25 protein-coding genes are annotated in these 23,787 nt (G+C 62.3%); 19 read left to right on the forward strand and 6 right to left on the reverse strand.

Features of this window, described 5'->3' with window-relative positions:
• The first annotated feature begins 4 nt into the window (after positions 1-4).
• The 12 genes from napG (at position 5) to BSP75_RS06060 (ending at position 8,257) form a co-directional block, all read left to right on the forward strand.
• Complete coding sequence (gene napG, locus BSP75_RS06005) at positions 5-751, forward strand: ferredoxin-type protein NapG (protein ID WP_075112562.1); 747 nt, start codon at positions 5-7, stop codon at positions 749-751.
• Positions 748-1,623, forward strand: coding sequence for a quinol dehydrogenase ferredoxin subunit NapH (napH, locus tag BSP75_RS06010; protein WP_075112563.1), 876 nt, complete (start codon positions 748-750; stop codon positions 1,621-1,623). Before napG ends, napH begins: the two co-directional genes overlap by 4 nt.
• Positions 1,623-2,078, forward strand: a complete 456-nt coding sequence (locus BSP75_RS06015; RefSeq protein ID WP_042058072.1) for a nitrate reductase cytochrome c-type subunit — start codon at positions 1,623-1,625, stop codon at positions 2,076-2,078. Before napH ends, BSP75_RS06015 begins: the two co-directional genes overlap by 1 nt.
• 11 nt (positions 2,079-2,089) lie before the next feature.
• Complete coding sequence (locus BSP75_RS06020) at positions 2,090-2,683, forward strand: cytochrome c3 family protein (protein ID WP_042058070.1); 594 nt, start codon at positions 2,090-2,092, stop codon at positions 2,681-2,683.
• A 242-nt stretch (positions 2,684-2,925) separates the two neighbouring features.
• Entirely contained in the window at positions 2,926-3,432 is a 507-nt protein-coding gene (gene moaB / locus BSP75_RS06025; protein WP_075112564.1) for a molybdenum cofactor biosynthesis protein B, read from the forward strand.
• A 9-nt stretch (positions 3,433-3,441) separates the two neighbouring features.
• A complete protein-coding gene (gene moaC, locus BSP75_RS06030; protein ID WP_075112565.1) occupies positions 3,442-3,966 on the forward strand; it encodes a cyclic pyranopterin monophosphate synthase MoaC in 525 nt (174 codons plus the stop codon).
• Positions 3,963-4,208, forward strand: coding sequence for a molybdopterin synthase sulfur carrier subunit (gene moaD, locus BSP75_RS06035; protein ID WP_075112566.1), 246 nt, complete (start codon positions 3,963-3,965; stop codon positions 4,206-4,208). Before moaC ends, moaD begins: the two co-directional genes overlap by 4 nt.
• Before the next feature lie 2 nt (positions 4,209-4,210).
• Entirely contained in the window at positions 4,211-4,684 is a 474-nt protein-coding gene (gene moaE, locus BSP75_RS06040) for a molybdopterin synthase catalytic subunit MoaE (protein ID WP_042655942.1), read from the forward strand.
• A gap of 87 nt (positions 4,685-4,771) precedes the next feature.
• Positions 4,772-5,500 carry a molybdate ABC transporter substrate-binding protein gene (gene modA / locus BSP75_RS06045; protein ID WP_075112567.1) on the forward strand — a complete coding sequence of 243 codons (729 nt, stop codon included), beginning with the start codon at positions 4,772-4,774 and terminating at the stop codon, positions 5,498-5,500.
• A 111-nt stretch (positions 5,501-5,611) separates the two neighbouring features.
• The gene (modB, locus tag BSP75_RS06050; RefSeq protein ID WP_075112568.1) at positions 5,612-6,292 is read left to right on the forward strand and encodes a molybdate ABC transporter permease subunit; all 681 of its coding nucleotides are present in this window, start codon (positions 5,612-5,614) and stop codon (positions 6,290-6,292) included.
• A gap of 14 nt (positions 6,293-6,306) precedes the next feature.
• The gene (modC, locus tag BSP75_RS06055; protein WP_171971582.1) at positions 6,307-7,389 is read left to right on the forward strand and encodes a molybdenum ABC transporter ATP-binding protein; all 1,083 of its coding nucleotides are present in this window, start codon (positions 6,307-6,309) and stop codon (positions 7,387-7,389) included.
• Positions 7,390-7,480: 91 nt separating this feature from the next.
• Positions 7,481-8,257, forward strand: a complete 777-nt coding sequence (locus tag BSP75_RS06060; RefSeq protein WP_075112570.1) for an alpha/beta fold hydrolase — start codon at positions 7,481-7,483, stop codon at positions 8,255-8,257.
• A 66-nt stretch (positions 8,258-8,323) separates the two neighbouring features.
• Here BSP75_RS06060 and moeB read toward each other — a convergent pair whose 3' ends face one another.
• Complete coding sequence (gene moeB, locus BSP75_RS06065) at positions 8,324-9,079, reverse strand: molybdopterin-synthase adenylyltransferase MoeB (protein WP_075112571.1); 756 nt, start codon at positions 9,077-9,079, stop codon at positions 8,324-8,326.
• Entirely contained in the window at positions 9,076-10,302 is a 1,227-nt protein-coding gene (moeA, locus tag BSP75_RS06070; protein WP_075112572.1) for a molybdopterin molybdotransferase MoeA, read from the reverse strand. The genes moeB and moeA overlap by 4 nt, the downstream gene beginning before the upstream one ends.
• Positions 10,303-10,610: 308 nt before the next feature.
• Between moeA and folE the strand changes: the two genes are divergently transcribed.
• Together folE and BSP75_RS06080 are read left to right on the forward strand one after the other, a co-directional pair.
• Positions 10,611-11,267, forward strand: a complete 657-nt coding sequence (gene folE / locus BSP75_RS06075; RefSeq protein ID WP_075112573.1) for a GTP cyclohydrolase I FolE — start codon at positions 10,611-10,613, stop codon at positions 11,265-11,267.
• Between the two features lie 411 nt (positions 11,268-11,678).
• A complete protein-coding gene (locus BSP75_RS06080) occupies positions 11,679-13,334 on the forward strand; it encodes a methyl-accepting chemotaxis protein (RefSeq protein ID WP_075112574.1) in 1,656 nt (551 codons plus the stop codon).
• Positions 13,335-13,407: 73 nt separating this feature from the next.
• Here BSP75_RS06080 and BSP75_RS06085 read toward each other — a convergent pair whose 3' ends face one another.
• The gene (locus BSP75_RS06085; RefSeq protein ID WP_075112575.1) at positions 13,408-15,138 is read right to left on the reverse strand and encodes a formate--tetrahydrofolate ligase; all 1,731 of its coding nucleotides are present in this window, start codon (positions 15,136-15,138) and stop codon (positions 13,408-13,410) included.
• Positions 15,139-15,205: 67 nt separating this feature from the next.
• Between BSP75_RS06085 and BSP75_RS06090 the strand changes: the two genes are divergently transcribed.
• Complete coding sequence (locus BSP75_RS06090; protein WP_075112576.1) at positions 15,206-15,622, forward strand: hypothetical protein; 417 nt, start codon at positions 15,206-15,208, stop codon at positions 15,620-15,622.
• 55 nt (positions 15,623-15,677) lie between these two features.
• Here BSP75_RS06090 and BSP75_RS06095 read toward each other — a convergent pair whose 3' ends face one another.
• A complete protein-coding gene (locus BSP75_RS06095) occupies positions 15,678-16,580 on the reverse strand; it encodes a LysR family transcriptional regulator (RefSeq protein ID WP_075112577.1) in 903 nt (300 codons plus the stop codon).
• 109 nt (positions 16,581-16,689) lie between these two features.
• Here BSP75_RS06095 and BSP75_RS06100 point away from each other — a divergent pair, with 109 nt between their 5' ends.
• From BSP75_RS06100 to BSP75_RS06115, 4 genes are all read left to right on the forward strand, one after another.
• Positions 16,690-17,250, forward strand: coding sequence for a YceI family protein (locus BSP75_RS06100; protein ID WP_005334411.1), 561 nt, complete (start codon positions 16,690-16,692; stop codon positions 17,248-17,250).
• Positions 17,250-17,987, forward strand: coding sequence for a hypothetical protein (locus tag BSP75_RS06105; RefSeq protein ID WP_075112578.1), 738 nt, complete (start codon positions 17,250-17,252; stop codon positions 17,985-17,987). Before BSP75_RS06100 ends, BSP75_RS06105 begins: the two co-directional genes overlap by 1 nt.
• A 182-nt stretch (positions 17,988-18,169) precedes the next feature.
• Positions 18,170-19,294 carry an adenosylhomocysteinase gene (locus BSP75_RS06110; RefSeq protein ID WP_075112579.1) on the forward strand — a complete coding sequence of 375 codons (1,125 nt, stop codon included), beginning with the start codon at positions 18,170-18,172 and terminating at the stop codon, positions 19,292-19,294.
• Positions 19,295-19,372: 78 nt separating this feature from the next.
• Complete coding sequence (locus BSP75_RS06115; RefSeq protein ID WP_005344153.1) at positions 19,373-19,681, forward strand: SelT/SelW/SelH family protein; 309 nt, start codon at positions 19,373-19,375, stop codon at positions 19,679-19,681.
• Positions 19,682-19,795: 114 nt separating this feature from the next.
• On the opposite strand, the gene BSP75_RS06120 is transcribed toward BSP75_RS06115, so the two are convergent.
• On the reverse strand, positions 19,796-21,505 hold the full coding sequence (locus BSP75_RS06120; protein ID WP_075112580.1) for a GNAT family N-acyltransferase: 1,710 nt from the start codon (positions 21,503-21,505) through the stop codon (positions 19,796-19,798).
• A gap of 215 nt (positions 21,506-21,720) precedes the next feature.
• A complete protein-coding gene (pepT, locus tag BSP75_RS06125) occupies positions 21,721-22,944 on the reverse strand; it encodes a peptidase T (RefSeq protein WP_075112581.1) in 1,224 nt (407 codons plus the stop codon).
• Positions 22,945-23,787 lie beyond the last annotated feature (843 nt).

Here is a 23,787-nt window from a genome sequence, read left to right on the forward strand (position 1 = left end):
CGAGATGAGTCGTAGTCGTCGCCAGTTTCTGGTCGACATGGCCTCTCTGGCAAAAGGGGCTTGCGGTGTAGGCCTGCTTGGCGTGGGGCTCGGTGGCGTGGCCCGCCAGCAGGCACACGCTGTGCCTGCCCAGGCGCTGCGTCCGCCTGCCGCTCTCGACGAAGGGGAGTTCCTCAGCGCCTGCGTGCGTTGCGGGCTCTGCGTCGAGGCGTGCCCCTACGACACCCTCAAGCTCGCCCGGCTGTTTGACCCTGTGACCACCGGCACCCCCTATTTCAAGGCGCGTGCCGTGCCGTGCGAGATGTGTGATGACATCCCTTGCGTGGTGGCCTGCCCGAGCGGGGCGCTGGATCAGCAGATGACCGACATCGATCAGGCGCGGATGGGAGTGGCAGTGCTCATCGATCACGAGACCTGCCTCAACTATCTGGGTCTGCGCTGCGATGTCTGTTATCGGGTCTGCCCGCTGATTGACAAGGCGATCACCCTGGAGTTGCAACATAACCAGCGCACCGGTAAGCACGCCATGTTCCTGCCCACGGTGCACAGCGATATCTGCACCGGTTGTGGCAAGTGCGAGCACGCCTGCGTGTTGGAGGAAGCTGCCATCAAGGTGGTGCCACGCCAGCTCGCCAAGGGGGAGCTGGGTCATCACTATCGACTCGGTTGGGAAGAGAAGACCAAAGCGGGGAACAAGTCGCTCATCGGCGATCGGCTCACCCTGCCGACCCGCAAACCGGAGGGGTTATGAGTCGTTATCCGGGGGAAGAGGCTCGCATCAAGCTGGGGTGGTGGCGTTCCCACCGTTTCCTGTTGCTGCGTCGCCTCAGCCAATTCAGCGTACTCGGGCTGTTCTTGCTGGGGCCGCTGGCGGGTATCTGGATCCTCAAGGGCAACCTCTCCAGCTCGCTGTTGCTGGAGACGGTGCCGCTGACCGATCCCCTCACGCTGTTGCAGTCGCTGGCGGCGGGTCACTGGCCCATCACCACTCTCTGGCTGGGGGCTGCCATCGTGCTGATCGGTTACTGGCTGGTCGGGGGGCGGGTGTTCTGCTCCTGGGTCTGTCCGGTCAACCTCATCACGGATGCTGCAGCCTGGCTCAGGGGGCGACTTGGCCTCAAGGGCAATGGCCAGTTCAGCCGTGCGACCCGCTACTGGCTGCTGGCCATGGTGCTGGTGGTGCCAGCGGTGGTCGGGGTGATGGCGTGGGAGCTGGTCAATCCGGTGTCGCTCGCCATGCGTGGTCTGCTGTTTGGCATGGGGGCGGGCTGGGCCCTGCTGGTGGCGCTGTTCCTGTTCGATCTTTTCGTGGTTGAGCGGGGCTGGTGTGGTCATCTCTGTCCGGTGGGGGCCTTCTATGCCCTGGTCAACCGGGTCGGATTTATCAAGATTTCTGCCAAGGGGCGCGAGCGGTGCAACAACTGCATGGATTGTTATGCGGTCTGCCCGGAGCGTCCCATTCTGCGCGGGCCTGTTCACGGTGCCAAGCGCGGTCACGGGCCCTTGATTGCGGCTCAGGAGTGTACCAACTGTGGCCGCTGCATCGATGTCTGCGCGGAACAAGTTTTTGAAATCACTGTAGGTTTTGCCGTCAAGGCAGAAAAAACGTCGGAGAACAAATAATGAAAAAGCTGATTGGAGCAATGCTGGCCTGCCTGATGGCGGGATCCTTGATGGCAGCGGCACCCGAGATCACCAATAGTACCGGTGGCCTCAAGTCCGAGCGTGGTGCCACCGATCTGGTGACCGAAGACACCGCTGCACCGCTGAAAAATTTCCGCAAGGATGGCGCGCCCTATGATCGCCAGTACATGCATCAGCCGCCGCTGATCCCCCACGACATTCGCAACTACGAGGTGGATACCAAGGTCAACAAGTGCCTGGCCTGCCACAGCTTCAAGAATGCCAGCGCCATGAAGGCACCCAAGATCAGCCCGACTCACTTCGAGACCCGCGACGGCATGACCCTGGGTGAAGTGTCGCCGCGTCGCTACTTCTGTCTGCAGTGCCATGTGCCGCAAGCGGATGCCAAGCCGCTGGTGGAAAATACCTTTAAACCGGTTGAAGCGCTGAACTGAGGAGCCTATCGATGAAATTACCCGGCTTTATCCAGCGTCTGTGGACCACCTTCAAGTCTCCGTCGAAGGCGGCCCTCTGGGTGTTGCTGCTGATGGGCTTCTTCGGCGGCGTGATTTTCTGGGGCGGCTTCAACACCGCCATGGAAGCGTCCAACACCGAAGCCTTCTGCACCAGCTGTCACGAGATGAAGGACAACGTGTTCGAGGAGTACCGCGACACCATCCACTACGCTAACCGCTCCGGCGTGCGGGCCAGCTGCCCGGATTGCCACGTGCCGCACGAGTGGACCTACAAGATCATCCGCAAGGTGCAGGCTTCCAAGGAGCTGTGGGGCATGATCACCGGCAAGGTGGATACCCGCGAGAAGTTCGAGTCGCACCGGCGCGAGATGGCAGAACGGGAGTGGCAGCGGATGAAAGAGACCGATTCGCGCGAGTGCCGTAACTGCCACAACTTCGAGTACATGGACTTCTCCCTGCAGGGGCAGCGTGCCGCCAAGATGCACTCGGCCAACCTCGGCAAGGAGGGGCAGGGCACCTGCATCGACTGTCACAAGGGGATTGCTCACCAGCTGCCCGACATGACCGGGGTGAAAGGTTTCTGATCCTGCAACGACAGGCCGGGTTTCCCCGGCCTGCGTTTTGTTCATATCTGGGACAAGCATCAGATTTGTGTGTCTTTTAAATCCCATATCTCGTGAAACCTTTGATAGAATCAGCCCGCCGTCACACGCTTGAGCAAGTTGGTCACTCCTGTCTGCGTCAGTTTTTGCGCCCTGACAGCTGGCCTCTCATACCCCTTATCTTCCTGCCTCGTTGACGGCCCATAGCCACAAGGAGCTGCCCGATGGGACAGAAAAACAACGCATTTATTCCCCTCAAGATCGCCGTGCTGACGGTCTCCGACAGCCGCACCGCCGCCGATGACAGCTCGGGTGACTATCTGGTCTCGGCCCTCACTGATGCGGGCCATCAACTGGCCGATCGGGCGCTCTGCCCGGACAACCTGTTTCGTATCCGCGCGCGGGTGAGCGAGTGGATCGCCGATGAAGGGGTGCAGGTGGTGCTGATCAATGGCGGCACCGGCTTCAACGAACAGAACCGGGTACCGGAAGCGGTCGGTGTGCTGTTCGAGCGTACCGTACAGGGCTTTGGCGAGATGTTCCGTCAGCTCTCTTTTGCCGAGATTAAAGGCTCCGCCATGCAGAGCCGTGCGCTGGCGGGACTCGCCAATCGCACCCTGATCTGCTGCCTGCCGGGCTCCACCGGCGCCTGCCAGCTGGGCTGGGAGCAACTGATCCGCGATCAGCTCGATGCCCGCACCAAGCCGTGCAACTTTGTCTCCCACCTCTGAGAGCAAACGATGAACCAGACCGATCCCAAGCAGACCCAGCCTAACCTGACGCATTTGAACCAGAGCGGCGAAGCCCATATGGTGGATGTGACCGACAAGCAGGTGACCGAGCGCGAAGCCCGTGCCGAGGCGTTTGTTGCCATGGCCCCAGAGACGCTGGCGCTGATCCTGAGCGGCCAGCATCACAAGGGTGACGTGTTCGCCACCGCCCGCATCGCCGGCATTATGGCAGCCAAGAAGACCTCCGATCTTATCCCCCTCTGCCATCCGCTGGCATTGACTAGGGTCGAGGTGGAGATAGTGCCGTTACCTGAGCAAAACAGGGTTCATATCCGCACTCTCTGCAAACTCTCCGGCAAGACAGGGGTGGAGATGGAGGCGCTGACGGCGGCATCGGTAGCAGCGCTGACCATCTACGACATGTGCAAGGCGGTACAAAAGGACATGGTGATCGAGCAGGTGCGACTGGTAGAGAAAAAGGGCGGCAAGTCCGGCCATTTTCAGTTGGGGTCAACGAGCGGGGAGCAAGCATGATCAAGGTACTGTTTTTTGCGCAAGTAAGAGAGCTGGTAGCGTGTGACGAGCTGAGCCTGCCCTGCGACTACGCTACAGCCGAAGCACTGCGTGCGGCGCTCTGTGAGCGTGGCGACAAGTGGGAACTCGCCCTCGAGGCGGGCAAACTGCTGGTCGCGGTCAACCAGACGCTGGTGCCCCTCGACACGCCCCTCAATGATGGCGATGAAGTGGCCTTTTTCCCGCCGGTGACCGGAGGCTGACGATGAGCGACGCAACCATCACCGATCGCATTCTGGTGCAGCGGGCCGATTTCTCGCTGGCGGACGAATATGCCCGCCTCGCCACCCGCGCTGACAGTGGCGCCATTGTCACTTTCGTTGGCAAGGTGCGCGACTTCAATCAGGGGGAGGAGGTGAAGGGGCTGGCCCTCGAACACTACCCCGGCATGACCGAGAAGGCGCTGGCCGATATCGTGCAAGAGGCCCGTCGCCGCTGGCCGCTGCAGGAGTGCACCCTGATCCACCGCATCGGCGAGCTGTGGCTTGGCGATCAAATCGTGCTGGTGGCGGTGAGCAGTGCCCACCGTGACGCCGCCTTTGACGCCTGTCACTTCATCATGGATTTCTTGAAAACCCGGGCGCCGTTCTGGAAAAAAGAGCTGACCGCCGAGGGTGTGCAACGCTGGGTCGAGGCCAAGGAGAGCGACAACGCCGCCGCCGCCCGCTGGCAAGCCTGACCTGTTCATCACGAGGGGCGCAGGTTCAACGGGAACCACGGCCCCGTTTAGGGGCGCGGATGTGCGGGCCCCATCAGGAGAAAGGGAATGAAACCGCTGTTATCTGTTGTCATCGCCGGCATTTGCGCCGCCACCTTGCATACCGGTGCCGTGCAGGCCGATGAAGTGAAGGTGGCCGTGGCCGCCAACTTCAAGGGCACTATCGAGCGTATCGGCAAGGAGTTCACCGCCAAGACCGGCCATACCCTGGCCATCTCGTCTGCCGCCACCGGGGTGCTCTACACCCAGATCAGTCACGGCGCACCATTCGATCTCTTCCTCTCCGCCGATGTGGCGACCCCCGAGAAGCTGGAAAAAGAGGGCAAGGGGAGCGATCGCTTCACCTACGCCATCGGTCAGCTCGGGTTGTGGAAGAAGGGGGGCCCGGCCCCTGATGAAGCGACGTTGCGCAGCTGGAAAGGCAACCTCGCCATCGCCAATGCTCGCACAGCCCCTTACGGCGCTGCCGCTATGGCGACCCTCGATCATCTCAAGATCGATCCCAAGCAGTATCGGCTGCTGACCGGCGCCAACATCGGCCAGACCTGGCAATTTGTCGACACCGGCAATGCCGAGCTGGGCTTTGTCGCCTGGGCCAATCTGGTGGAAGCGGGCAAGACCGGCGAAGCTTGGGCTGTGCCTGCCGACTTCTATCCCCCCATCGAGCAGCAGGGGCTGGTATTGAAGAAAGGCGCTGCGGTCGAGGCGCTGGTCGCCTGGCTCAAGGGGCCGGGTCAGGCGCAGATCAAGGCTGCGGGCTATGCCCTGCCCCGATAAGGGGATGGGCCGGATGCGATACCCTGAGTGGTCGGCCTTCGGGTCGGCCACTCTTTGCAATGGGGATGTAGTGCATGTCGTTAGGGGCATTTATCAACCGGGAGGTCGGCAATGAGTGAAGGGGATCTGCTGGCGGTCTGGCTCACCCTGAAGCTCGCGGCCTGTACCACCGCGATTTTGCTGTTGCTGGCGCCGCCGCTGGCATGGTGGCTGTCGCGCAGTCAGAACCGACTGCGGCCGTTGGTGGAGGCGCTGGTGGCGCTGCCGTTGGTGCTGCCCCCCACTGTGCTGGGGTTTTACCTGCTACTCGCCTTCTCGCCCGAATATGGTTTCGGTGCCTGGTGGCGCGACACCTTTGGCGCCCCCCTTGCCTTCAGCTTTCTCGGCCTGCTGTTCGCCTCCATTCTCTATTCACTGCCGTTTGTGGTGCAGCCGCTCACCTCCGCCTTCGTCAACATGGGCAACAAGGAGCTGGAAGCCGCTGCGACCCTGGGGCTCGGCCCGCTGGAGCGCTTCTTCCACATTATTTTGCCGATGACCCTGCCCAGCTTCGTGATGGCGGCGGCCCTCGGCTTTGCCCATACCCTTGGGGAGTTCGGCGTGGTGCTGATGATTGGCGGCAATATTCCGGGCGAGACCCAGGTGCTCTCCATCGCCCTGTTTGATCATGTGGAAGCGATGGATTACCGGAACGCCCATATTCTGGCAGGCGGCCTGATGGCCTTCTCGCTGGTGATGCTGGTGCTGGTCTATGGTGTGCTGCAACGCAGACAGCGGAGAGTGTTTGGATGAACCAGCCAGCTACTATGCCGCTAGGTAATGCTCTGCACCGCCATGCCCTGAACCTCCATGTCCGGCGCGAGTTTGGCCCCTTTACCCTCGATTGCGCACTGACCCTTGAACTGGGGGGGATCCTCGGTCTGTTTGGCCCCTCCGGCTGCGGCAAGAGTACCCTGCTGCGCATCATTGCAGGGCTCGATCGCCAAAGCGGGGATCGCTTGTTGTGGCGCGGGCGGGAGAGCGCCGCGCTGTTGCCCGAAGCGCGCCGGTTCGGACTGGTGTTTCAGGACTCGCGCCTCTTCCCCCATCTGACGGTGCTCGGCAATTTGCAATTGGCGGCCCGCAAGGGGCGAGGGCGCTGGCAGCCCGAGACGCTGGCGGCGCGACTCGGCTTTGCCGAGCTGCTGGGGCAGCCTGCCCATGCCCTCTCTGGTGGTCAACGCCAGCGGGTGGCGCTGGGGCGGGCGCTGCTGGCCGAGCCCGACCTGCTGCTGCTCGATGAGCCATTTTCTGCGCTCGATCGGCGCAGCCGCATCCATCAGGCCCATGTGCTCAAGGGGTTGCAGCAGGAGAGCGGTATCCCGATGATCTTCGTCAGCCACGCCATGGAGGAGGTGAGCCTGCTCTGCGATCAGCTGGTGCTGCTCGAAGGTGGCAGGGTCGAGGCGCAAGGCAGGCCGAGCGAGATCTTCGCCCGCACCGATCTCTCGCTCGCCAGCCGTGACGATGCCGGGGTGATGCTGGATGCCACCTTGGCCCACTACGATGACGATGAACAGATGGCGACCCTGCAACTCGGCGAGCAGCGACTGCGGGTCACCATGACCCATGTGCCGGACGAGAGCGGCCCCTTGCAGATCAAGGTGGCGGGGCGGGATGTGGTGATCGCCACCGCTCCCATCGAGCACTCCAGTCTCTCCAACTGTCTCGTCACCCGTCTGCTGTCTGTGCGCGAGGTGCGCCCCGGCCAGACCCTGTTGCAGTTGGCGCTGGGTGAGCAGATACTGCTGGCCCGGATCACCAGCCGCTCTGCCAGGCGGCTGGTGTTGGCGCCGGAGCAGCAGATCTACGCTTATATCAAGGCGGTGAGTCTGGTCAGCGAAGGCTGATTGGGCGGCGCGCTGATAACGTGGCAGGATGGCCACGGGCAACATAACAACAAGAGATGGTTCAGGTGATAAGTCGAGAGGCAATACACTGATGCGCCGCAATCAGGTGATGAAATTCAACGGTCTTGCCCTGCGCAGTGCGGGGGAGGGCCCCTTGCTGTTGCTGCTGCACGGGCTGGGCTCCTCCATCCTCGACTGGCAGGCGCAGATCGAACGGTTTTCCGAACACTACCGGGTGGTGGCGCTGGACCTGCGTGGCCACGGCCAGAGCATGCAGGAGGGGCCGTTCGACGTATCAACCCTGGCGGCCGATGTGGTGAGCTGGCTTGATGCTCAGCCCGAGCCCGCCTGGGTGGTGGGATTGTCGCTGGGGGCCATGGTGGCGCTGGAGCTGGCGCTGCAACTGCCCCACAAGGTGCAGGGGCTGGTGCTGGTCAACGGCTTTAGCGAGTTTCTGCTGGAAACACCCAAAGAGCAGGAGCGTTATGCCCAGCGCCTCAAGTGGCTGCGCTGGTTTGGCATGCGCCCGCTCGCCTGGTGGCTGGGGCGCGAGCTTTTCCCGGGCCCGGATCTGGCGCAGGTGCGCCACACCTTCCGGCTGCGGTTCGTGCGCAATAAAAAGAAAACCTACAAGGCACTGCTGGAGGCGCTCCCCGGCTGGTCGGTGCGCGCCCGGCTTGGCACCATCTGGCAGCCGGTGGCCATCATCTCCACCAGTCATGACTACCTGCCGCTGGCCAAACGGGTGGAGCAGTTTGCCGCCCTGCCCAACGCCACCATCCATACCCCCAATGGCCACCACGCCTGGCCGGCGGAAGATCCCTCGGGGTTCAACCACCTGCTGCAGCGGATCCTCTCCACCCACTGAACGTGGGTCCGGGATACAAAAAAGCCGAACCACAGGGTTCGGCTTTTTTGTGGGTATCACTCGGGTTCAAGGATGGGAGCAGACCGGGCAGTCGGGGCGCTTGGGCAGCTTCATCTCGCGGAAGGTGCCGCTTAGGCCATCGATCATCAGCAGGCGGCCGCTGTAGCTCTTTCCCATGCCGGCCAAGAGCTTGATGGCTTCCAGTGCCTGCAGGCTGCCCACCAGACCCACCACGGGGGCGAGTACCCCCGCCTCGACGCAGGTGAGGGCCTGCTCGCCAAACAGGGCGCTGAGGCAGGCGTAGCAGGGCTCATCTTCCTGCCAGGTGAAGCTGCAGAGCTGGCCCTCCAGCCGGATGGCGGCGCCGCTGACCAGCGGCACGCCGTGCTGGCGGGCCTTTTGGTTGAGCAGATTGCGAATGGCCAGATTGTCGGTGCAATCGAGTACCAGCTGATGTTGGGGCAACAGGACATCGAGCAGCGCCTCATCGGCCACGGCGGCGTGGGTCTCCACCGCTAGCCAGGGGTTGAGGGCGCGCAGCGAGCGGGCGGCAGAGTCCACCTTGTGGTGGCCAATGCGCTCATCGTTGTGCAGCACCTGACGCTGCAGGTTGGAGAGCTCCACCTTGTCGAAATCGACCAGGGTGAGCTGGCCAACCCCGGCCACCGCCAGATACTGGCTGGCGGCGCAGCCAAGGCCACCGGCGCCGATCACCAGCACCCTGGCCTGCTTGAGCGCCTCCTGCCCCTCGAAGTCGAAGGATTTGAGGATGATCTGGCGGTTGTAGCGCAGCAGTTCGGCGTCGCTCAGGATCTCGCTCACAGCAGTAATCCCCCGAACGGTTCGACGGTCACCGTCTCGCCTGCGGCGACGCGGCCCCGTTCCCGTTCAAGAACGATGTAGCAGTTGGCCCGCGACAGGGAGCTGAACACGGCGGAGTCCTGCGAGCCGGTGCTGCGTACCTCGAGGCCGTTTGGCCCCTGGCTCAGAATGCCACGTTGGAAGTCGAGTCGGCCCAGGCTCTTTTTGAGTGGCTCGGCGGCAGTGGCTTGCAGCTGGAGCGGGCGCTCGAAGCGTTGGCCCGCCAGCTTGGCCAGCGCCGGTTGCACCAGCTGATCGAAGGTAACCATGGCGGAGACCGGGTTGCCCGGCAGGCCGAAGAACCAGGCGCGGGGCAGGCGACCGAAGGCAAACGGCTTGCCCGGTTTGATGGCGAGCTTCCAGAAGCCAATCTCGCCGAGCTCGTCCAGCAGTTGTTTGGTGAAGTCCGCTTCCCCCACCGAGACGCCGCCGGTGGTGATCAGCACATCGGCCTCTTCATCGGCGCGGATAAAGGCGGCGCGCAGTTGGGCGGGATCGTCGGGAATAATGCCAAGGTCGAGGCAGTCGCAGCCCATGCGTGCCAGCATGGCCCGCACGCCGTAGCGGTTGGAGTCATAGATATCGCCGTGGGCAAGCGGGGTGCCGACCGGTTTGAGCTCGTCGCCGGTGCTGAAGATGGCCACCTTCAGTGGGCGGCGCACCGCGACGGTGGCCACGCCAAGGGAGGCCAGCAGTGGCATCTCTCTTGGAGTGAGGCGAGTACCAGCTGGCAGCACGCAGGCGCCCTTGCCGATATCGCTGCCGGCGCGGCGGATGTTCTGGCCCGGTTCGGGTTGCGCCAGAAAAGTGATCCGATCGCCATCGGCCTGCGTTTCTTCCTGCATAACCACAGCATCTGTGCCGGCCGGTACCGGGGCGCCGGTCATGATCCGCACGCAGTGGCCAGCGGGCCACTCGCCCTGATAGGGCTGACCGGCAAATGCCTTGCCTGCCATGATGAGCGGGGTGCCGCTGGCGAGATCCGCAAGGCGCACGGCGTAACCATCCATGGCGGAGTTGTCGAAGGGGGGCACGGCGAGGGGGGAGGCGATATCGCTGGCAAGTACCCGGCCAAGGGCCTCTGGCAGGGGCAGCTGCTCGCTGTCGCAGCAGCAGGCGAGTTGTTCCAGCATCCCTTGCAGGGCATCGCTTAAGGGGAGTAGTCCGCTGGTATCAAATCCCATCGTCATGACCTCTTTTATGATTGAAGGCGGGATTATCACAAAATTCCCCGGGGATGGGCAGGTTATCTCAAGGGAATCTCGAGGTAATAGGCGCTGAAACGGGGTGAGATGGCCATAAAGTATGAGGTGACGCACAAGTTGACTTGAATCTTGGCGGCAATGGCCGTTTACTATGCCGCCATAACAGATGGCCGTCACATCCCGTGTGGCTACCATTACAGCGATGCCGTCGGCCCTGTGCGCCGCCATAACATAAGGGGTTGCTCCTTGAGCGGCCCTCACAGTCCCTGAGCGTGGGAGAGAAGATAATGACAACCTTAAGTCCGGAAGCCTTGCTGGTCAGGGCTGCCCTCGAAGCCCAAGGACTGGAAACCCCCTTGGTCGCCAACGAGCTGAACAGCCAGCAGAAGCGGGAGAAGATCGAAGGCCATATGCGCTCCATCATGGAGACGCTGGGGCTCGATCTGGCCGATGACAGCTTGGCCGAGACGCCGCACCGCATCGCCAAGATGTACGTCAACGAGATCTTCTCCGGCCTCGATTACTCCACCTTCCCCAAGGTGACGGTGATCGAGAACAAGATGCAGGTGGACGAGATGATCATGGTGCGGGACATCAGCCTCACCAGTACCTGCGAGCACCACTTCGTCACCATCGACGGGCTGGCCCATGTGGCCTATATCCCTCGCGGCAAGGTGATTGGCCTGTCGAAGATCAACCGCATCGTGCAGTTCTTTGCCCGCCGTCCCCAGGTGCAGGAGCGGCTGACCCAGCAGATCTTGCTGGCGCTGCAGACCCTGCTTGGCACCAAAGACGTGGCCATCAACATCAGGGCGACCCACTACTGCGTCAAGGCACGCGGGGTGATGGATTCGACTTCTTACACCACTACCACCTCCCTCGGTGGGGTGTTCAAGACCCAGCCCGATACCCGTGCCGAGTTTCTCGGTGGCCTGCGCGGATAAAATAGCGGTTATTTTGTAACCGCACTCATGAATAAACGAGACGCCAGCAGCCATTGCTGGCGTTTTTCATTGGCCGTGGATGAGAGCGGCGGCCTGCAACGGCTGGGCCCGCGCGGCTTGCACTATGTAAACGTTATGCATTTTTTCGATTTATTCATCTGAGCGGTATATTTAATCGGGCACGAAAAATCCCTCGCTTTCACCTTACAAAAAGTAACCAGGCAGACTCTTTCCGAACCGCCACAATCCGGTTACTCTAGCGCCCCCTCACGGCTCTCGCTGCCGCTCATGGAATTCAGAGATATTCATCAAGGTTGGATGGTGCGCCACTGAACAAGTGGCCAGATAGTTCATGCCAGGAGGGCGTGAACCGGACGAGTGCAACGAATTTAACGACCACCAGGATACGCCATGAATACCAGTTCCATGACCATAGGCAAAAAACTCACCGCCGGCTTTGCCGTGCTCGGTTTGATGGTCGCCTTTATCGGCGGCTTCTCGTTGCTGGAGTTCAGCAACATGAACCGGGCGGCTATCGGTTTTACCGACAGCATCCTGCCCGCAGTCAACCGCACCAATGACATCGGTGACAGCATCAGTGAGCTGCGTCGTTATGAGCTGGCCCTGTTCCTGGTGGCCTCTGATCCCCAGAAGCGTGCCGAGTACCGCACCATGGCCGCCCAACTGGTGGAACGCCTCAAACAGCAGATGATTGACCATGACAAGACCATCTGGGCGCAGGACGTGGAAGAGCGTCGCACCTTCGATATCGTCAAGGGTGACTGGGCAAGCTACCTGGCCCTGCACCAGCAGGTTAAGCAGTTGCAGGATAGCGGCCTGATGAGCGAGGCCCAGACCGTCTTCATGGATCAGGGGATCCCCCTCTACAACAACCTGCACAAGTCGGTGGCGGAGCTGATCCGCATCAACCACGGTTATGCGACCGAGTCGCGCAAGGTCGTGGTTGCCTCCTATGATTCCGCCAAACTGAGCGTCACCATCGCGCTGGTGCTCGGTCTGGTACTGGTGGTGGTGCTCTCCATGGTACTGACCCGCCAGATCCGCGATCCGCTGATCATGCTGGCCCGTCAGGCCCAGCGTATTGCCAATGGCGATCTGGGGCAGGGCGAACTGCAGCAGTGGATCCGCGACAGCCGCTTCAACCGCGACGAACTGGGTCAGCTGGGTTCCGCCATCAACCGGATGCAGGGCTCCCTCTCCGATCTGGTGAGCGAGATCGCCGGTTCCGTGAGCCAGCTCAGCAGCGCAGTGGAGGAGGTGAGCGCCATCTCCAGCCAGTCTGCCAGCGGCATGGCCATCCAGCAGAGCGAAGTCTCCCAGGTGGCGACTGCCATGAACGAGATGCAGTCCACCGTTAACGAAGTGGCACGCAACACCACGGATGCCATGAGCGCCGCCAAGGATGCCTCCCGCACCTCCGCTGCCGGCAGCGAAGTGGTACGCAGCTCCATCGCCAGCATCGAAGAGGTGTCGGTCAAGATTGAACAGGCGGGCACCGTGGTGCAGCAGCTGGAGGCCGACAGCGCCAACATCAGCGTGGTGCTGGATGTGATCCGCGATATTGCCGGTCAGACCAACCTGCTGGCCCTTAACGCCGCCATCGAAGCAGCCCGTGCCGGTGAGCAGGGCCGTGGTTTTGCGGTCGTTGCCGATGAAGTGCGCTCCCTGGCCCAACGTACCCAGGACTCCACCGCCGAGATCAGCAAGATGATCGAGCTGCTGCAGAGCCGCGCCGCCGAAGCGGGCAACGCCATGCAGCTGAGCCGTCACCAGATGCAGGAGAGCGTCGGTCTGGCACGGGATGCCGGTACCAGTATCGACACCATCAATGGTGCTGTGGTGCGCATCACCGACATGAACACCCTGATCGCCACCGCCACCGAAGAGCAGAACGCGGTGACCGAGGAGCTCAACCGCAGCATCGTCAACATTCACAATGCCGCTGACGAGAATGCCCAGGGCGCCCATCAGATTGCCCAGGCGTGTGGCGAACTGAGCAAGCTGGCCAACACCCTGCACCATATGACCCAGCGCTTCACCCTCTAAACCGTGACGCCTGGATAACAGAAGGCCCCGCCAAATTGGCGGGGCCTTGTTGTTTCTGGCGTTGTGGAAGGGCTCAGCTCAGGCCGACTATCTCGCCATTTTCATCGATATCGATATGGCGATAGGCGGGCAGACTGCCTAGCCCCGGCATGGTCATGATGGGGCCCGCCAGCGCATAGATGAACCCGGCACCGGCGCAGAGCTTCACCTCGTCGATGGGCACCTCGAAATCGGTCGGCACTCCCTTGAGAGCGGGATCGTGGCTGATGGAGAGCGGCGTCTTGGCCACGCAGATGGGCAAGTGGTCCCACCCCTCGGCGGAGAGTTGCGCCAGCTGCTGGCGGGCTCTGTCGGAGAGCTGCACCCCGCGACCACCGTAACCGCACTCAACCAGGGTCGCCAGCTTGGCGTCGAGGCTCATCTCGTCGGGGTAGAGCAGCGTCAGCTTGCCGGGCTGCTCACAGGCGGCGACCACGGCGCGGGCCAGCTCGCTGGCGCCTGCTCCACCCTGGGTGAAGGCGTTGGAGATAGCCGCGCCACAGGCACCGGCTTGCTGTGCTTCATGGGCCAGCAGCGCCAGTTCGGCCTCGCTGTCGGTGGGGAAGCGGTTGATGGCGACCACCACCGGCACCCCGTAGCGACGGGCGTTCCGGATATGCCAGGCGAGGTTGGCGCAGCCCTGCTTGAGGGTCGGCAGATCCTCCCCCTGCAGGCTCGCCGGCAGCGGTTGGCCCGGGCGGATATCGAGCAGGCCGCTGTTGGCCTTGAGGCCGCGCACTGTGGCCACCAGTACCACGCAGGCGGGGCTAATGCCTGATTGGCGGCTCTTGATGTTGAAGAACTTCTCCAGCCCCATGTCGGAGCCAAAACCCGCTTCGGTCACTACATAGTCGGTCAGGCCAAGGGCGATGCGATCGGCGATCACCGAGGAGTTGCCGTGGGCGATGTTGGCAAAGGGACCCGCATGCACCAGCACCGGCGTCTGCTCGGTGGTCTGCATCAGGGTCGGTTGCAGCGCGTCTTTCAGCAGCACCGTCATGGCGCCCGCCACTTCCAGTTGTTCGGCGGTGACGGGCTTGCCGTGAATATCGCGGGCCAGCTGGATGCGGCCGATGCGCTGGCGCAGGTCTTTAAGATCGCTTGCCAGCGCCAGAATGGCCATCAGCTCGGAGGCGGCGGTGATGACGAAGCGATCGCTGCGTTCCACACCATCGGCAGCGCCCCCCTGACCTATGGTGAGGTGGCGCAGGGCGCGGTCATTCATGTCGAGGGTACGCGGCCAGAGGATGTTATCGGCATCGATATCAAGCCGCTGCAGGCCGGTTTTGGCGGTGAACTCGGCACCCAGTTTCTGTTCGTGGAACAGGCGGGCATCGAGGGCCGCCGCCGCCAGATTGTGGGCCGCCGTCAGGGCGTGAAAATCGCCGGTGAGGTGAAGGTTCATCTCCTCCATCGGTACCACCTGAGCGTGGCCGCCACCGGCTGCCCCCCCCTTGACCCCGAATACCGGCCCGAGGCTCGGCTGGCGGATGGTGGCGATGCTGGGCTGGCCGATATGGTTGAGCCCCATGGAGAGGCCAAGGGTGGTCACCGTCTTCCCTTCACCGAGCGGGGTGGGGGTGATGGCGCTCACCAGTACCAGCTTGCCGCTCTGTTCGGGCTGAGACTTGAGCAGGTCGAGGCTGAGCTTGCCTTTGTAGTGGCCATGGGGGCTGAGCAGGTGCTGGGGGATGGCGAGGCGTTCGGCCAGCGCGTGAATGGAGAGACGGGGGGACTGGCGGGAGATCTCGATATCGCTTAGCATCAGCACCTCGTTGGCATATCGGGGTAAAATATGCGGCGCAGTCTAGTGGAATATAACGGGTAATCCAATGACGAAAACGATTTTATTTGGTGATGGTGAGGTTCGTCAGAATCCTGTTCTGCTGGATCTCAACGAACTCTATCATCCCCCCAAGCAGCCGATGACGGCGCTGGGGATTGTCAGTGCGCTGGTGCCGCTGTTCGGTTTCGGCTGGCAGGCGATGACTCAGGACCCGGAAACCCAGCTGCGCCACGAGATCCGCAAACGGGTCAACAAGCACAAGACCGACGAGGCAAACCTCATCCTGATCCTGCAGTTGGCCGCCATGTTTGACTGTACCGAGCTGGAGGTGGCGCTCCCCTATGCCCTCAGTGAGCCGCAGTTGTCGGTGATCCGCACCCGTCTGCCGCGCTGGCAGTTAAGCCTCGAGCAGGAGCGTCTGCTGGCGAAGCTGGTTCCGGCCGCGGCCCCTGGCCAGCGCTAGGTTGCAAGCCGGGCCAGCAGGCCGGACATTCAGGCCGTACTCTCTGCTCTGGTAATCAGGTCGGCGTATCCCACTGTTGCGGGGCGAGATAGCGCTCCTGTACGAACTCGATAAAGCAGCGCACCTTGGCTGAAACGAAGCGGCGGTGCGGATAGACCGCATAGAGCCCCACCTCCCCCTTATCCCACTCCGGCAGCAGGCTCACCAGTTGCCCTGCCCGCAGCGCCTCCCCCACGATAAAGGTGGGCTGCAATATGATGCCCTGATCATCACAAGCGGCGCGGGTCAGCGCCACCCCGTTGTTGGCCCGCAGCGGCCCCTGCGGCCGGATGTTCTGCGCCTCGCTCCCCTGTTTGAAGTGCCACTCCGGCTGGGTCAGGGTATAGACCAGACAGTCGTGCTGCTTGAGATCCTCCGGGCTCTGTGGCGTCCCCTTGTGAGCCAGATAGGCGGGGCTGGCACAGAGTTCCAGTTTGATGGTGGCCAGCTGGCGCGCCACCAGCGAGGAGTCGCTGAGGTGGCCGATGCGCAGCGCCAGATCGAATCCCTCTTCCACCAGTGCCACCCGCCGGTCGCTGTACTCGATATCGAGCTTGAGATCGGGAAAGCGCTGGCGAAACAGCGGCAGGGCGGGGGAGAGGTGCAGATAGCCAAAATCCATCGGCACCGAGAGCTTGAGGGTGCCGTTGGGTTGCTGGTTGTGGTGGGTCAGCTGGCTGTGAGTCTCTTCCAGCTCTGCCAGCAGTGCGAGGGATCGCTGGTAGTAGAACTGGCCCGCCTCGGTGGGATTGACCTGACGGGTGGTGCGCGACAGCAGCCGGGTGGCGAGGGACTCTTCCAGCTGCTGCATCAGTTTGGAGGCCATGGCGACCGAGATGCCGAGCTGGTTGGCGGCCTTGGTAAAGCTCTGGCACTCCACCACCTTGATAAAGGTGCGCATGGCGGCGATCTGGTCCATTTTCCATCCTCAGTAAATAATTAATTTAATAAATCACTGATTATTCATCTTCAGAACGAGGTTAGCATTTTAGCCACTGATGTGAACCCCAAGATGAAGGAACGAACGGATGAAAATGACCAAGGCTCTGCTGGCCTCCTGCCTGTTTATGGCTACCCCTCTGATGGCGGCGGATTACGATGTGGATGCGGCGCACACCACGGTGCAGTTCAAGGTGGGTCACCTGGGCTTCTCCGAGCTGGTGGGTCGCTTCAACACCTTCAGCGGTACCTTCAGCATGGATGACGCCAACCCGGCGGCGGCCAAGGCGAGCTTTGAAGTGGATGCCGCCAGTGTCGATTCCAACCACGAAGCCCGCGACAAGCACCTGCGCAGCCCTGACTTCCTCGACGTGAAACAGTATCCCAAGATGACCTTCGTCAGCTCCGCTTACGAGGGCACCAAGGATAAAGGCGTGCTGAAAGGAACCCTGACCCTGCACGGCGTCTCCAAGGAAGTGGCCTTCGATCTGGTCAAAATTGGCGAAGGCAAGGATCCCTGGGGCGGCTACCGCAGCGGCTTCAACGCCTCCACCACCATCAAGCGCAGTGACTTTGGGGTGAGCTACATGCTGCCCGGCATCCCGGACGAGATGAACATCAACCTGTTTGTCGAAGGCGTGCGCAAGTAATGGGCGCGGAACTTCTGCTGCAAACCCTGGCGGCTCCTCTGGGAGCCGCTTTGCTATCGTGGCGCTGGCCGCGACTGGGGTATCTGTGGGGCGCGCTGGCGCTCTTGCTGGTGGGATCCTTGCTTGGCGGCCTCTATGGCATCCCGGCCAAGGCGTGGCAGTGGCTGCCGCTGACCCTGCTGGTGCCCGCCATTGCGGCTCAGGTGAGCGACCTGCGCGGTTCGCTGCTGCTCTTTGCGGTGTTCAGTGCGCTGGTGTGGTGGCAGGGATTGGCCTCAGTGCTGGCCAGTGAGCCTGTGATCTGGCTGGCGCTGCTGCCCGCCATCCTCTGGTTTGGCTGGAGCACCTTGCGCTGTGACAGCCGCGAGGGGCTCGGGTTTGCTCTCGGCTTTATCTGGCTGGCGCTGGTGATCGGCATCGATGGCAGCCTGCTGATTGCCCAGCTGGCCGGTGCGCTGGCCGCTTTCGCCGGTTTTCGCGCCCTGCTCGCCACCTTTGTTGGCATCAAGGTGGCGCCCGCCGGTCTGGCGCTGGCCCTCGCTTTTGTCCAGATGCTCGCCTGGCAATATGTGGAGGTGCCGCTGGTGGTGTTGCTGCCGGTCTGGCTGCTGCCGCTGCTGGAGTGGATGCTGCGTGACACGCCGTGGCCGCTGCGCTGGGGGGCACTGCTCCTGCTCGCCGCCGCGGGAACCGGACTCAGCCTGTGGTGGGTGTGGCCAGCTGCTTCTTTGTACTGATTTTTGCATGAAAAACAGGCAATTACAGTCATTTTTGCATACCCGCTCATACTCTTGGCAGATAATGATTGAGCCCCCTATGTGTTTCAGATAAAAAGGATTTTCATTTTATTTGGACACACACAGAACCCGGCCGCGCCGGGTTCTGTTTGCCTGCTTTGCGGCACATAAGGAGGCCACAGTTGCGCAGTCAAGGATCTGAGCATCTGTTTTTTCGCCATTTCACCGGACAGGGACGTATCGACGGTCTCTGCATTCTGCTGGTCACTCACCTGCTTCCCGATCGCCCCCGTTTTATCGAAGCGCTTTCCCGGATTGGGCGGATCGGCGCCATTTTGCCCAAACCGAAATCGGTACACGGCCCGACCCTGGAGTGGGTATCCCAACACTATCCGGTGCAGCCCCTCAACCGCCACTGGACCAATGATCCCGACAGTCTCATCCAGCAGATTGCACCGCTGGTGGCCCCCCACGAGCGGCTGCTGATCCTCGATATCGGCGGTTACTTCGCCAGAACCCAGGCGATCTTGAGCGAGTACTTCGGCCCCCGTTTCCTCGGTGTGGTAGAGATGACCGAAAACGGCCATCAGCGCTATGAGCAGGAGGTGCTGGCGACCCCGGTGGTGTCGGTGGCGCGCAGCCCCCTCAAGCAGGCCGAGGATATCCAGATTGGTCTGAGCGTGGTCTACTCCGCCGAGTCGCTGGCGCGCACCCTCAACCGCACCTTCAACGTCTGCGAAGCCGTGCTGTTTGGTTATGGCAAGGTGGGGCGCAGCATCGCCCGCGACCTGCGCTGTCGTAACCTCCATCTCGGACTGGTGGAGACCGATGTGCTGCGACAGGTGGAAGCGCTCTCCCACGGTTTTCGCCTGATCACCAAGGCCGAGGCGTTGAGCCGTGCCGAGCTGGTGATCTGCTCCACCGGCAACGGTTCGCTGGACTTGGCGGATCTGCAGGCGCTGCGCCCCGGCACCATGGTGGCCTCGGTCACTTCGGCCGACGACGAGTTCGCCTTCTCGCTGGCCCAGCTGCCGTGGCCGAGCGAAGAGGTGTGCCCCCATGTGCTGGCCCTCAACCGGCCGGATGGCAGCCAGATCTACCTGCTCAACCGGGGCGAGGCGGTTAACTTCGTCCATGGCGCCGTGATTGGCGAATACGTCTATCTGGTGCTGGCGGAGATCATGGAAGGGATCCGGATGCTGGCGGCAGGCCCCCTTGCTCCCGGCCTGTTCGAGCTGCCAGAATCGGCGATGCGTACCATTGCCCGCCATTGGCTGGCCGATTTTCATGGTGTAGACCAGCATTGATTTGACCAAACCGGGATCGGCCATTGGGCGGCGGTACGCCACTTCCCGCCATTGGCCGCTTTTTTTATGGAGTCACTCATGACCGAGTCTGAAACCCTGATCAGCAAACCCCGCATCGAGATCCGCTACTGCACCCTCTGTCGCTGGATGCTGCGCGCCGCCTGGCTGGCGCAGGAGTTGCTCTCCACCTTCGACAGCGATCTGGGAGAGGTGGCGCTGGTGCCGGCCAGCAAGGGGGAGTTCCGCATTCTGGTGAACGGGGTGCAGGTGTGGGATCGGGTGGTCGATGACGGCTTCCCCGAGGCCAAGGAGATCAAGCAGCGGGTGCGCGATGTTATCGCCCCTGAGCGGGATCTCGGCCACTCGGATCGCAAGGCGGCCGAGTAACGCCAGATGGGCCGAGCGGCTCGAAAAGGTGCTGAGCATTAGAGCGAAAGGAGAGGGAGGCGATGGCCTCTCTCTCCTTTTTTGCATTTGGCTGTTTGCCTGGCTCCAGCTGGGTTATAAGCGCGGCTCGGCCAGATGACTGCCGATATAGCGGGCCCGCTTGTGGGACTTGATGCGGCTCACATCCACCCACACCAGCCCGTCGATGCAGTGGTTGAAGTCGGGGTCGATGCCAAAGTCCATAAACTGCACCCCGCCTGGCTCGCACAGCTCGGAATACTGCTTGTAGAGGGTAGGGATGGCGCAGCCCAGATTGTCGAGGCGGGCCTTGAGTGCTTTGAGATCGGCGCCGTAATCCAACCCCTCGAACAGAGGCCGCGTCTCGGGGTAGGGACGGCGGGAGGGGGCCAGCGCCAGCTCGGGGGCAAAGTGCTGGCGGTAGAAGCTCACCAGCAGATCCTTGGCCGCTGGCGGCAGGCTGCCGGAGAGCGACACCGGGCCAAACAGGTAGCGGTAGCGGGGATAGCGGGCCAGATAGGCACCGATGCCGAACCAGAGATAATCGAGCCCCCGCTTGCCCCAGTAGGCGGGCTGGATAAAGCTGCGGCCAAGCTCGATGGCCTGCTCCAGCCGCGGCAGCAGCTTCTCCTCAAAGCCGAACAGGGTGTGGCTGTAGAGGCCATCCTTCCCCTTGCTGGCCAGCAGCTCCGCCACCGGGGCGAACCGGTAGGCGCCGATGATGTCGAGCCGGGCCGGATCCCAGAGGATCAGGTGGTGATAGTCGTTGTCAAAACCATCGAGATCCCGCCGCTTGCCTGACCCTTCCCCCACCGCGCGAAAGGCGATCTCCCGCAGCCGCCCCAGCTCGCGCAGGATCACCGAGTGGCTCAGTTCGTGGCGGCGGTAGAGGTAGATCCCCTGACCATCCGGGGTGGTGCCGAGCTGTTCGCAGCTTTCGATGGCCTGTTTGAGCTGGCGGCGATCCTCCGGCAGGGCGATGGGGGCCTCGGTCTGCAGCCGTCCCGCCTTGCCCCGGCCAATCCGGTAGAGGTGGCTGCGCACCAGCCGCGCCGCCGTCTTGGCGGGCAGCTCCTGAAAACTGCCGAGCGGAATGCGCGCTCCTATGGTCACCGGCAGGGTCTGCCCCTGCTGGCGAAACAGCTGGCGCACCAGCAACAGGGCGGAAGCGGGCTTGTTGAGCCAGGAGGCGAAATAGAACCAGAGGCTGTTGCGCCCCCCCAGATGGATGGGCACCAGCGGGGTGTGGGTGCGCTGGGCCAGCTTGATAAAGCCCGCCTGCCAGGGGCCATCTTTCACCCCCTTGAGGCCAAGCCGGGAGACTTCGCCAGCGGGGAAGATCACCAGCGCCCCTTCATGGGCGAGGTGTTCGTTCATGGCGAGGATGGCCTGTCGGTCGGTCTTGCCCGCCATGTTGTCCACCGGCAACAGCAAAGGGCGCAGCGGCGCGAGTTGGGCCAGCAGCTGGTTGGCGACGATCTTCACATCGGGGCGAATGCGGCCGAGCAGCTGCAGCAGCGCCAGTCCATCCAGCGAGCCGATGGGGTGGTTGGCGACAAGTATGACCCGGCCGCTGGCGGGAATGTGCTCCAGCTGCGCCTCGCTGACCCGATAGTCGAAATCGAGCAGGGTCAGCGCCTGCTCGACAAAGTCGAGGCCGCGCAGATGCGGGTAGCGGGCGGCAAAGTCGGCAAAGGCCCGTTCGTTGAGCAGCCAGCCCAGCAGCCGCTTGCACAGCGGGGTGAGCAGGGGATAGCCAAGCAGGCGAGGGAAGTGCTGGGTCAGCAGGGTATCGATAGTGAACATCTGGAGGGCTCCGGCGATCCGTTGCCCCCAGCATGGTGTGGCACTGTTCCCGCGACATGTCAGCGGGATGACAGTTTGATGGCAGCGGCGGCCAGTTGCCCTCGTACTGCGCTCTGCGGTTTCCCTTTCCTGATGCGTGATGGCCAGATAGCAAAAGGGGGGGAGCCGGTTAACCGGCTCCCCCCTCGGTGGTCGTGGTAATGATAGCGACCCGATTAACCGCGCCAGGCCGCGGTGAGGCGCACCAGCTCCACCAGGGTGGCGACCGATTTCTCCATGGATTGCAGCGGGATGAACTCGTGCTTGCCGTGGAAGTTGTGGCCACCGGTGAAGAGGTTGGGGCAGGGCAGACCCATAAAGGAGAGGCGGGCGCCATCGGTACCGCCGCGAATGGGCTTGATCTTCGGCACCACGTCGGCGGCTTCCATAGCGGCCTTGGCCAGCTCGACGATATGCATGTGCGGCTCGATCTGGCTGCGCATGTTGCGATAGCTGTCGGTCAGGGTCAGCTCGATGCGCGCCTTGGGATACTCGGCCTGCGTGGCAGCCACCCGGCTTTGCATCTCGGCCTTGCGCGCGGCGAAACGCTCGTCGTCGAAGTCGCGGATGATGTAGTGCAGGGTGCTCTCCTCCACGGTGCCGCTCATCTGGGCCAGATGGAAGAAGCCCTCATACCCGTCGGTGCACTCCGGGGTCTGCTCGGCAGGCATGGCGGCGTGGAAGCGGGCGGCCAGGGTCTGGCTGTTGATCATGCTGCCCTTGGCGGTGCCGGGGTGGACGTTGTTGCCGACAAAGCGCAGGTTGGCGCTGGCGGCGTTGAAGTTTTCATACTCCAGCTCGCCCAGTTCGCCGCCATCCACGGTATAGGCCCACTTGGCCGGGAATCTCTCCAGCGGGAACAGGTTGGCGCCTCGGCCAATCTCTTCGTCCGGTGTAAAGCCGACCCAGATATCGCCGCGCGGGATCTCGGGGTGGGTCTGCAGGTGATCGATGGCGGTGAGGATTTCGGCGATACCAGCCTTGTCGTCAGCGCCGAGCAGGGTAGTGCCGTCGGTGGTGATGAGATCCTGACCCAGATAGTTTTTCAGGAAACGGTAGTCACGGATGGCAAGCACCTCGTCACCCTTGCCAAGGCAGATGTCGCCACCCTGATAGTTTTCGATGATCTGGGGTTTGACCTGCTCCGCCTCGTAGTCAGCGGTGTCCATGTGGGCAATCAGGCCGATGGCGGGGGCGTCCGGCTGGTTGCCCGGCAGGCAGCCGGTGAGGTAGCCGTGCTCATCCAGGGTGACCTGGGTCAGCCCCAGCGCCTTCATCTCTTCTTGCAGGGCACGGGCGAAGATCAGCTGGCCTTCGCTGCTGGGGCAGGCAGGATTGGTCTCATCGGAGCGGGTATGAAAAGTCACGTAACGCAGAAAACGCTCAAGCAGGGTATCCATTAGTCAGCCTCTAACCGATTGTGAGCGGTCATTGTGGCCAATCCGTGCAGGCGACTCATTGCGTCAGCGCAGGTTTTTCCCATTTTTTGACGCAAGGGGAGGGCGGGAAATGTGCGGCGCACAGCGCAACCTCGGGGAGGGAGAGCGCATAAATGTGGCATTTATCGCGATATTTAGGCGCTGGCGGTGGCGGCCAAATTCCCCTCGGCCACCGCACAGCAAGGCATCAGCGCCGTCATGGCGTTTTCACACACTTTTCAAGGGGAAAGCGGGCTGTCGCATAACCTGCGCCATCCCAGAGCCCGCCTGCCCGCCAGCAAGATTTGATCGACTTATTAAAAGGGGATTTTGAACACTATTTTTTATTGTCACCGCCTGCGGTAAGTGTGTACACTCCGCGCCGATCCAAGGGCAACCCTGAAGCAGGCAGAGCCGCCAGAAACCCGACCGATCATACGCCTATAGGGCGAGGCACGCAGAAACGACAGACACTGCTGGGGAATGGTTTCTTTAATACCGGTTAGGCTCCGGTATCAGGGAGAACAACAGACTCTCATCCTTCATTTGACCGAGTGGGCCACCGGCTCATCATCTTCCCTTGTCATGGGCGGTCACTGACGGTGAGGTGGGCTGTGGTTGTTGTCGTCTATCAACACGCATGCGTGCTGGCGCCTTCGCTTCTCTTCCTTGGAACCCTCTCCTTCTGTCGGGATCGCTGCCGAATGATGAACTGACGGCGTGGCTGATGTCGTCTGTCATCAAAGTACCGCGGCGCCCCGTTTAAGGTGGCACCGCATACCGTTGAGCTTGATGTAAAGCCACCAGCCCCACATCAAGACTCGT

Origin of the sequence: Aeromonas sp. YN13HZO-058 (genome assembly GCF_001921245.1) — a bacterium.
GTDB lineage: Bacteria > Pseudomonadota > Gammaproteobacteria > Enterobacterales > Aeromonadaceae > Aeromonas > Aeromonas allosaccharophila.

What these genes read in the sequence shown, in the direction of transcription:
- napG (WP_075112562.1), top strand. Translation starts at nt 5, where the DNA reads ATGAGTCGTAGTCGTCGCCAGTTTCTGGTCGACATGGCCTCTCTGGCA.
- napH (WP_075112563.1), top strand. Translation starts at nt 748, where the DNA reads ATGAGTCGTTATCCGGGGGAAGAGGCTCGCATCAAGCTGGGGTGGTGG.
- BSP75_RS06015 (WP_042058072.1), top strand. Translation starts at nt 1,623, where the DNA reads ATGAAAAAGCTGATTGGAGCAATGCTGGCCTGCCTGATGGCGGGATCC.
- BSP75_RS06020 (WP_042058070.1), top strand. Translation starts at nt 2,090, where the DNA reads ATGAAATTACCCGGCTTTATCCAGCGTCTGTGGACCACCTTCAAGTCT.
- moaB (WP_075112564.1), top strand. Translation starts at nt 2,926, where the DNA reads ATGGGACAGAAAAACAACGCATTTATTCCCCTCAAGATCGCCGTGCTG.
- moaC (WP_075112565.1), top strand. Translation starts at nt 3,442, where the DNA reads ATGAACCAGACCGATCCCAAGCAGACCCAGCCTAACCTGACGCATTTG.
- moaD (WP_075112566.1), top strand. Translation starts at nt 3,963, where the DNA reads ATGATCAAGGTACTGTTTTTTGCGCAAGTAAGAGAGCTGGTAGCGTGT.
- moaE (WP_042655942.1), top strand. Translation starts at nt 4,211, where the DNA reads ATGAGCGACGCAACCATCACCGATCGCATTCTGGTGCAGCGGGCCGAT.
- modA (WP_075112567.1), top strand. Translation starts at nt 4,772, where the DNA reads ATGAAACCGCTGTTATCTGTTGTCATCGCCGGCATTTGCGCCGCCACC.
- modB (WP_075112568.1), top strand. Translation starts at nt 5,612, where the DNA reads ATGAGTGAAGGGGATCTGCTGGCGGTCTGGCTCACCCTGAAGCTCGCG.
- modC (WP_171971582.1), top strand. Translation starts at nt 6,307, where the DNA reads ATGCCGCTAGGTAATGCTCTGCACCGCCATGCCCTGAACCTCCATGTC.
- BSP75_RS06060 (WP_075112570.1), top strand. Translation starts at nt 7,481, where the DNA reads ATGCGCCGCAATCAGGTGATGAAATTCAACGGTCTTGCCCTGCGCAGT.
- moeA (WP_075112572.1), bottom strand. Translation starts at nt 10,302, where the DNA reads ATGGGATTTGATACCAGCGGACTACTCCCCTTAAGCGATGCCCTGCAA.
- folE (WP_075112573.1), top strand. Translation starts at nt 10,611, where the DNA reads ATGACAACCTTAAGTCCGGAAGCCTTGCTGGTCAGGGCTGCCCTCGAA.
- BSP75_RS06080 (WP_075112574.1), top strand. Translation starts at nt 11,679, where the DNA reads ATGAATACCAGTTCCATGACCATAGGCAAAAAACTCACCGCCGGCTTT.
- BSP75_RS06085 (WP_075112575.1), bottom strand. Translation starts at nt 15,138, where the DNA reads ATGCTAAGCGATATCGAGATCTCCCGCCAGTCCCCCCGTCTCTCCATT.
- BSP75_RS06090 (WP_075112576.1), top strand. Translation starts at nt 15,206, where the DNA reads ATGACGAAAACGATTTTATTTGGTGATGGTGAGGTTCGTCAGAATCCT.
- BSP75_RS06095 (WP_075112577.1), bottom strand. Translation starts at nt 16,580, where the DNA reads ATGGACCAGATCGCCGCCATGCGCACCTTTATCAAGGTGGTGGAGTGC.
- BSP75_RS06100 (WP_005334411.1), top strand. Translation starts at nt 16,690, where the DNA reads ATGAAAATGACCAAGGCTCTGCTGGCCTCCTGCCTGTTTATGGCTACC.
- BSP75_RS06105 (WP_075112578.1), top strand. Translation starts at nt 17,250, where the DNA reads ATGGGCGCGGAACTTCTGCTGCAAACCCTGGCGGCTCCTCTGGGAGCC.
- BSP75_RS06115 (WP_005344153.1), top strand. Translation starts at nt 19,373, where the DNA reads ATGACCGAGTCTGAAACCCTGATCAGCAAACCCCGCATCGAGATCCGC.
- BSP75_RS06120 (WP_075112580.1), bottom strand. Translation starts at nt 21,505, where the DNA reads ATGTTCACTATCGATACCCTGCTGACCCAGCACTTCCCTCGCCTGCTT.
- pepT (WP_075112581.1), bottom strand. Translation starts at nt 22,944, where the DNA reads ATGGATACCCTGCTTGAGCGTTTTCTGCGTTACGTGACTTTTCATACC.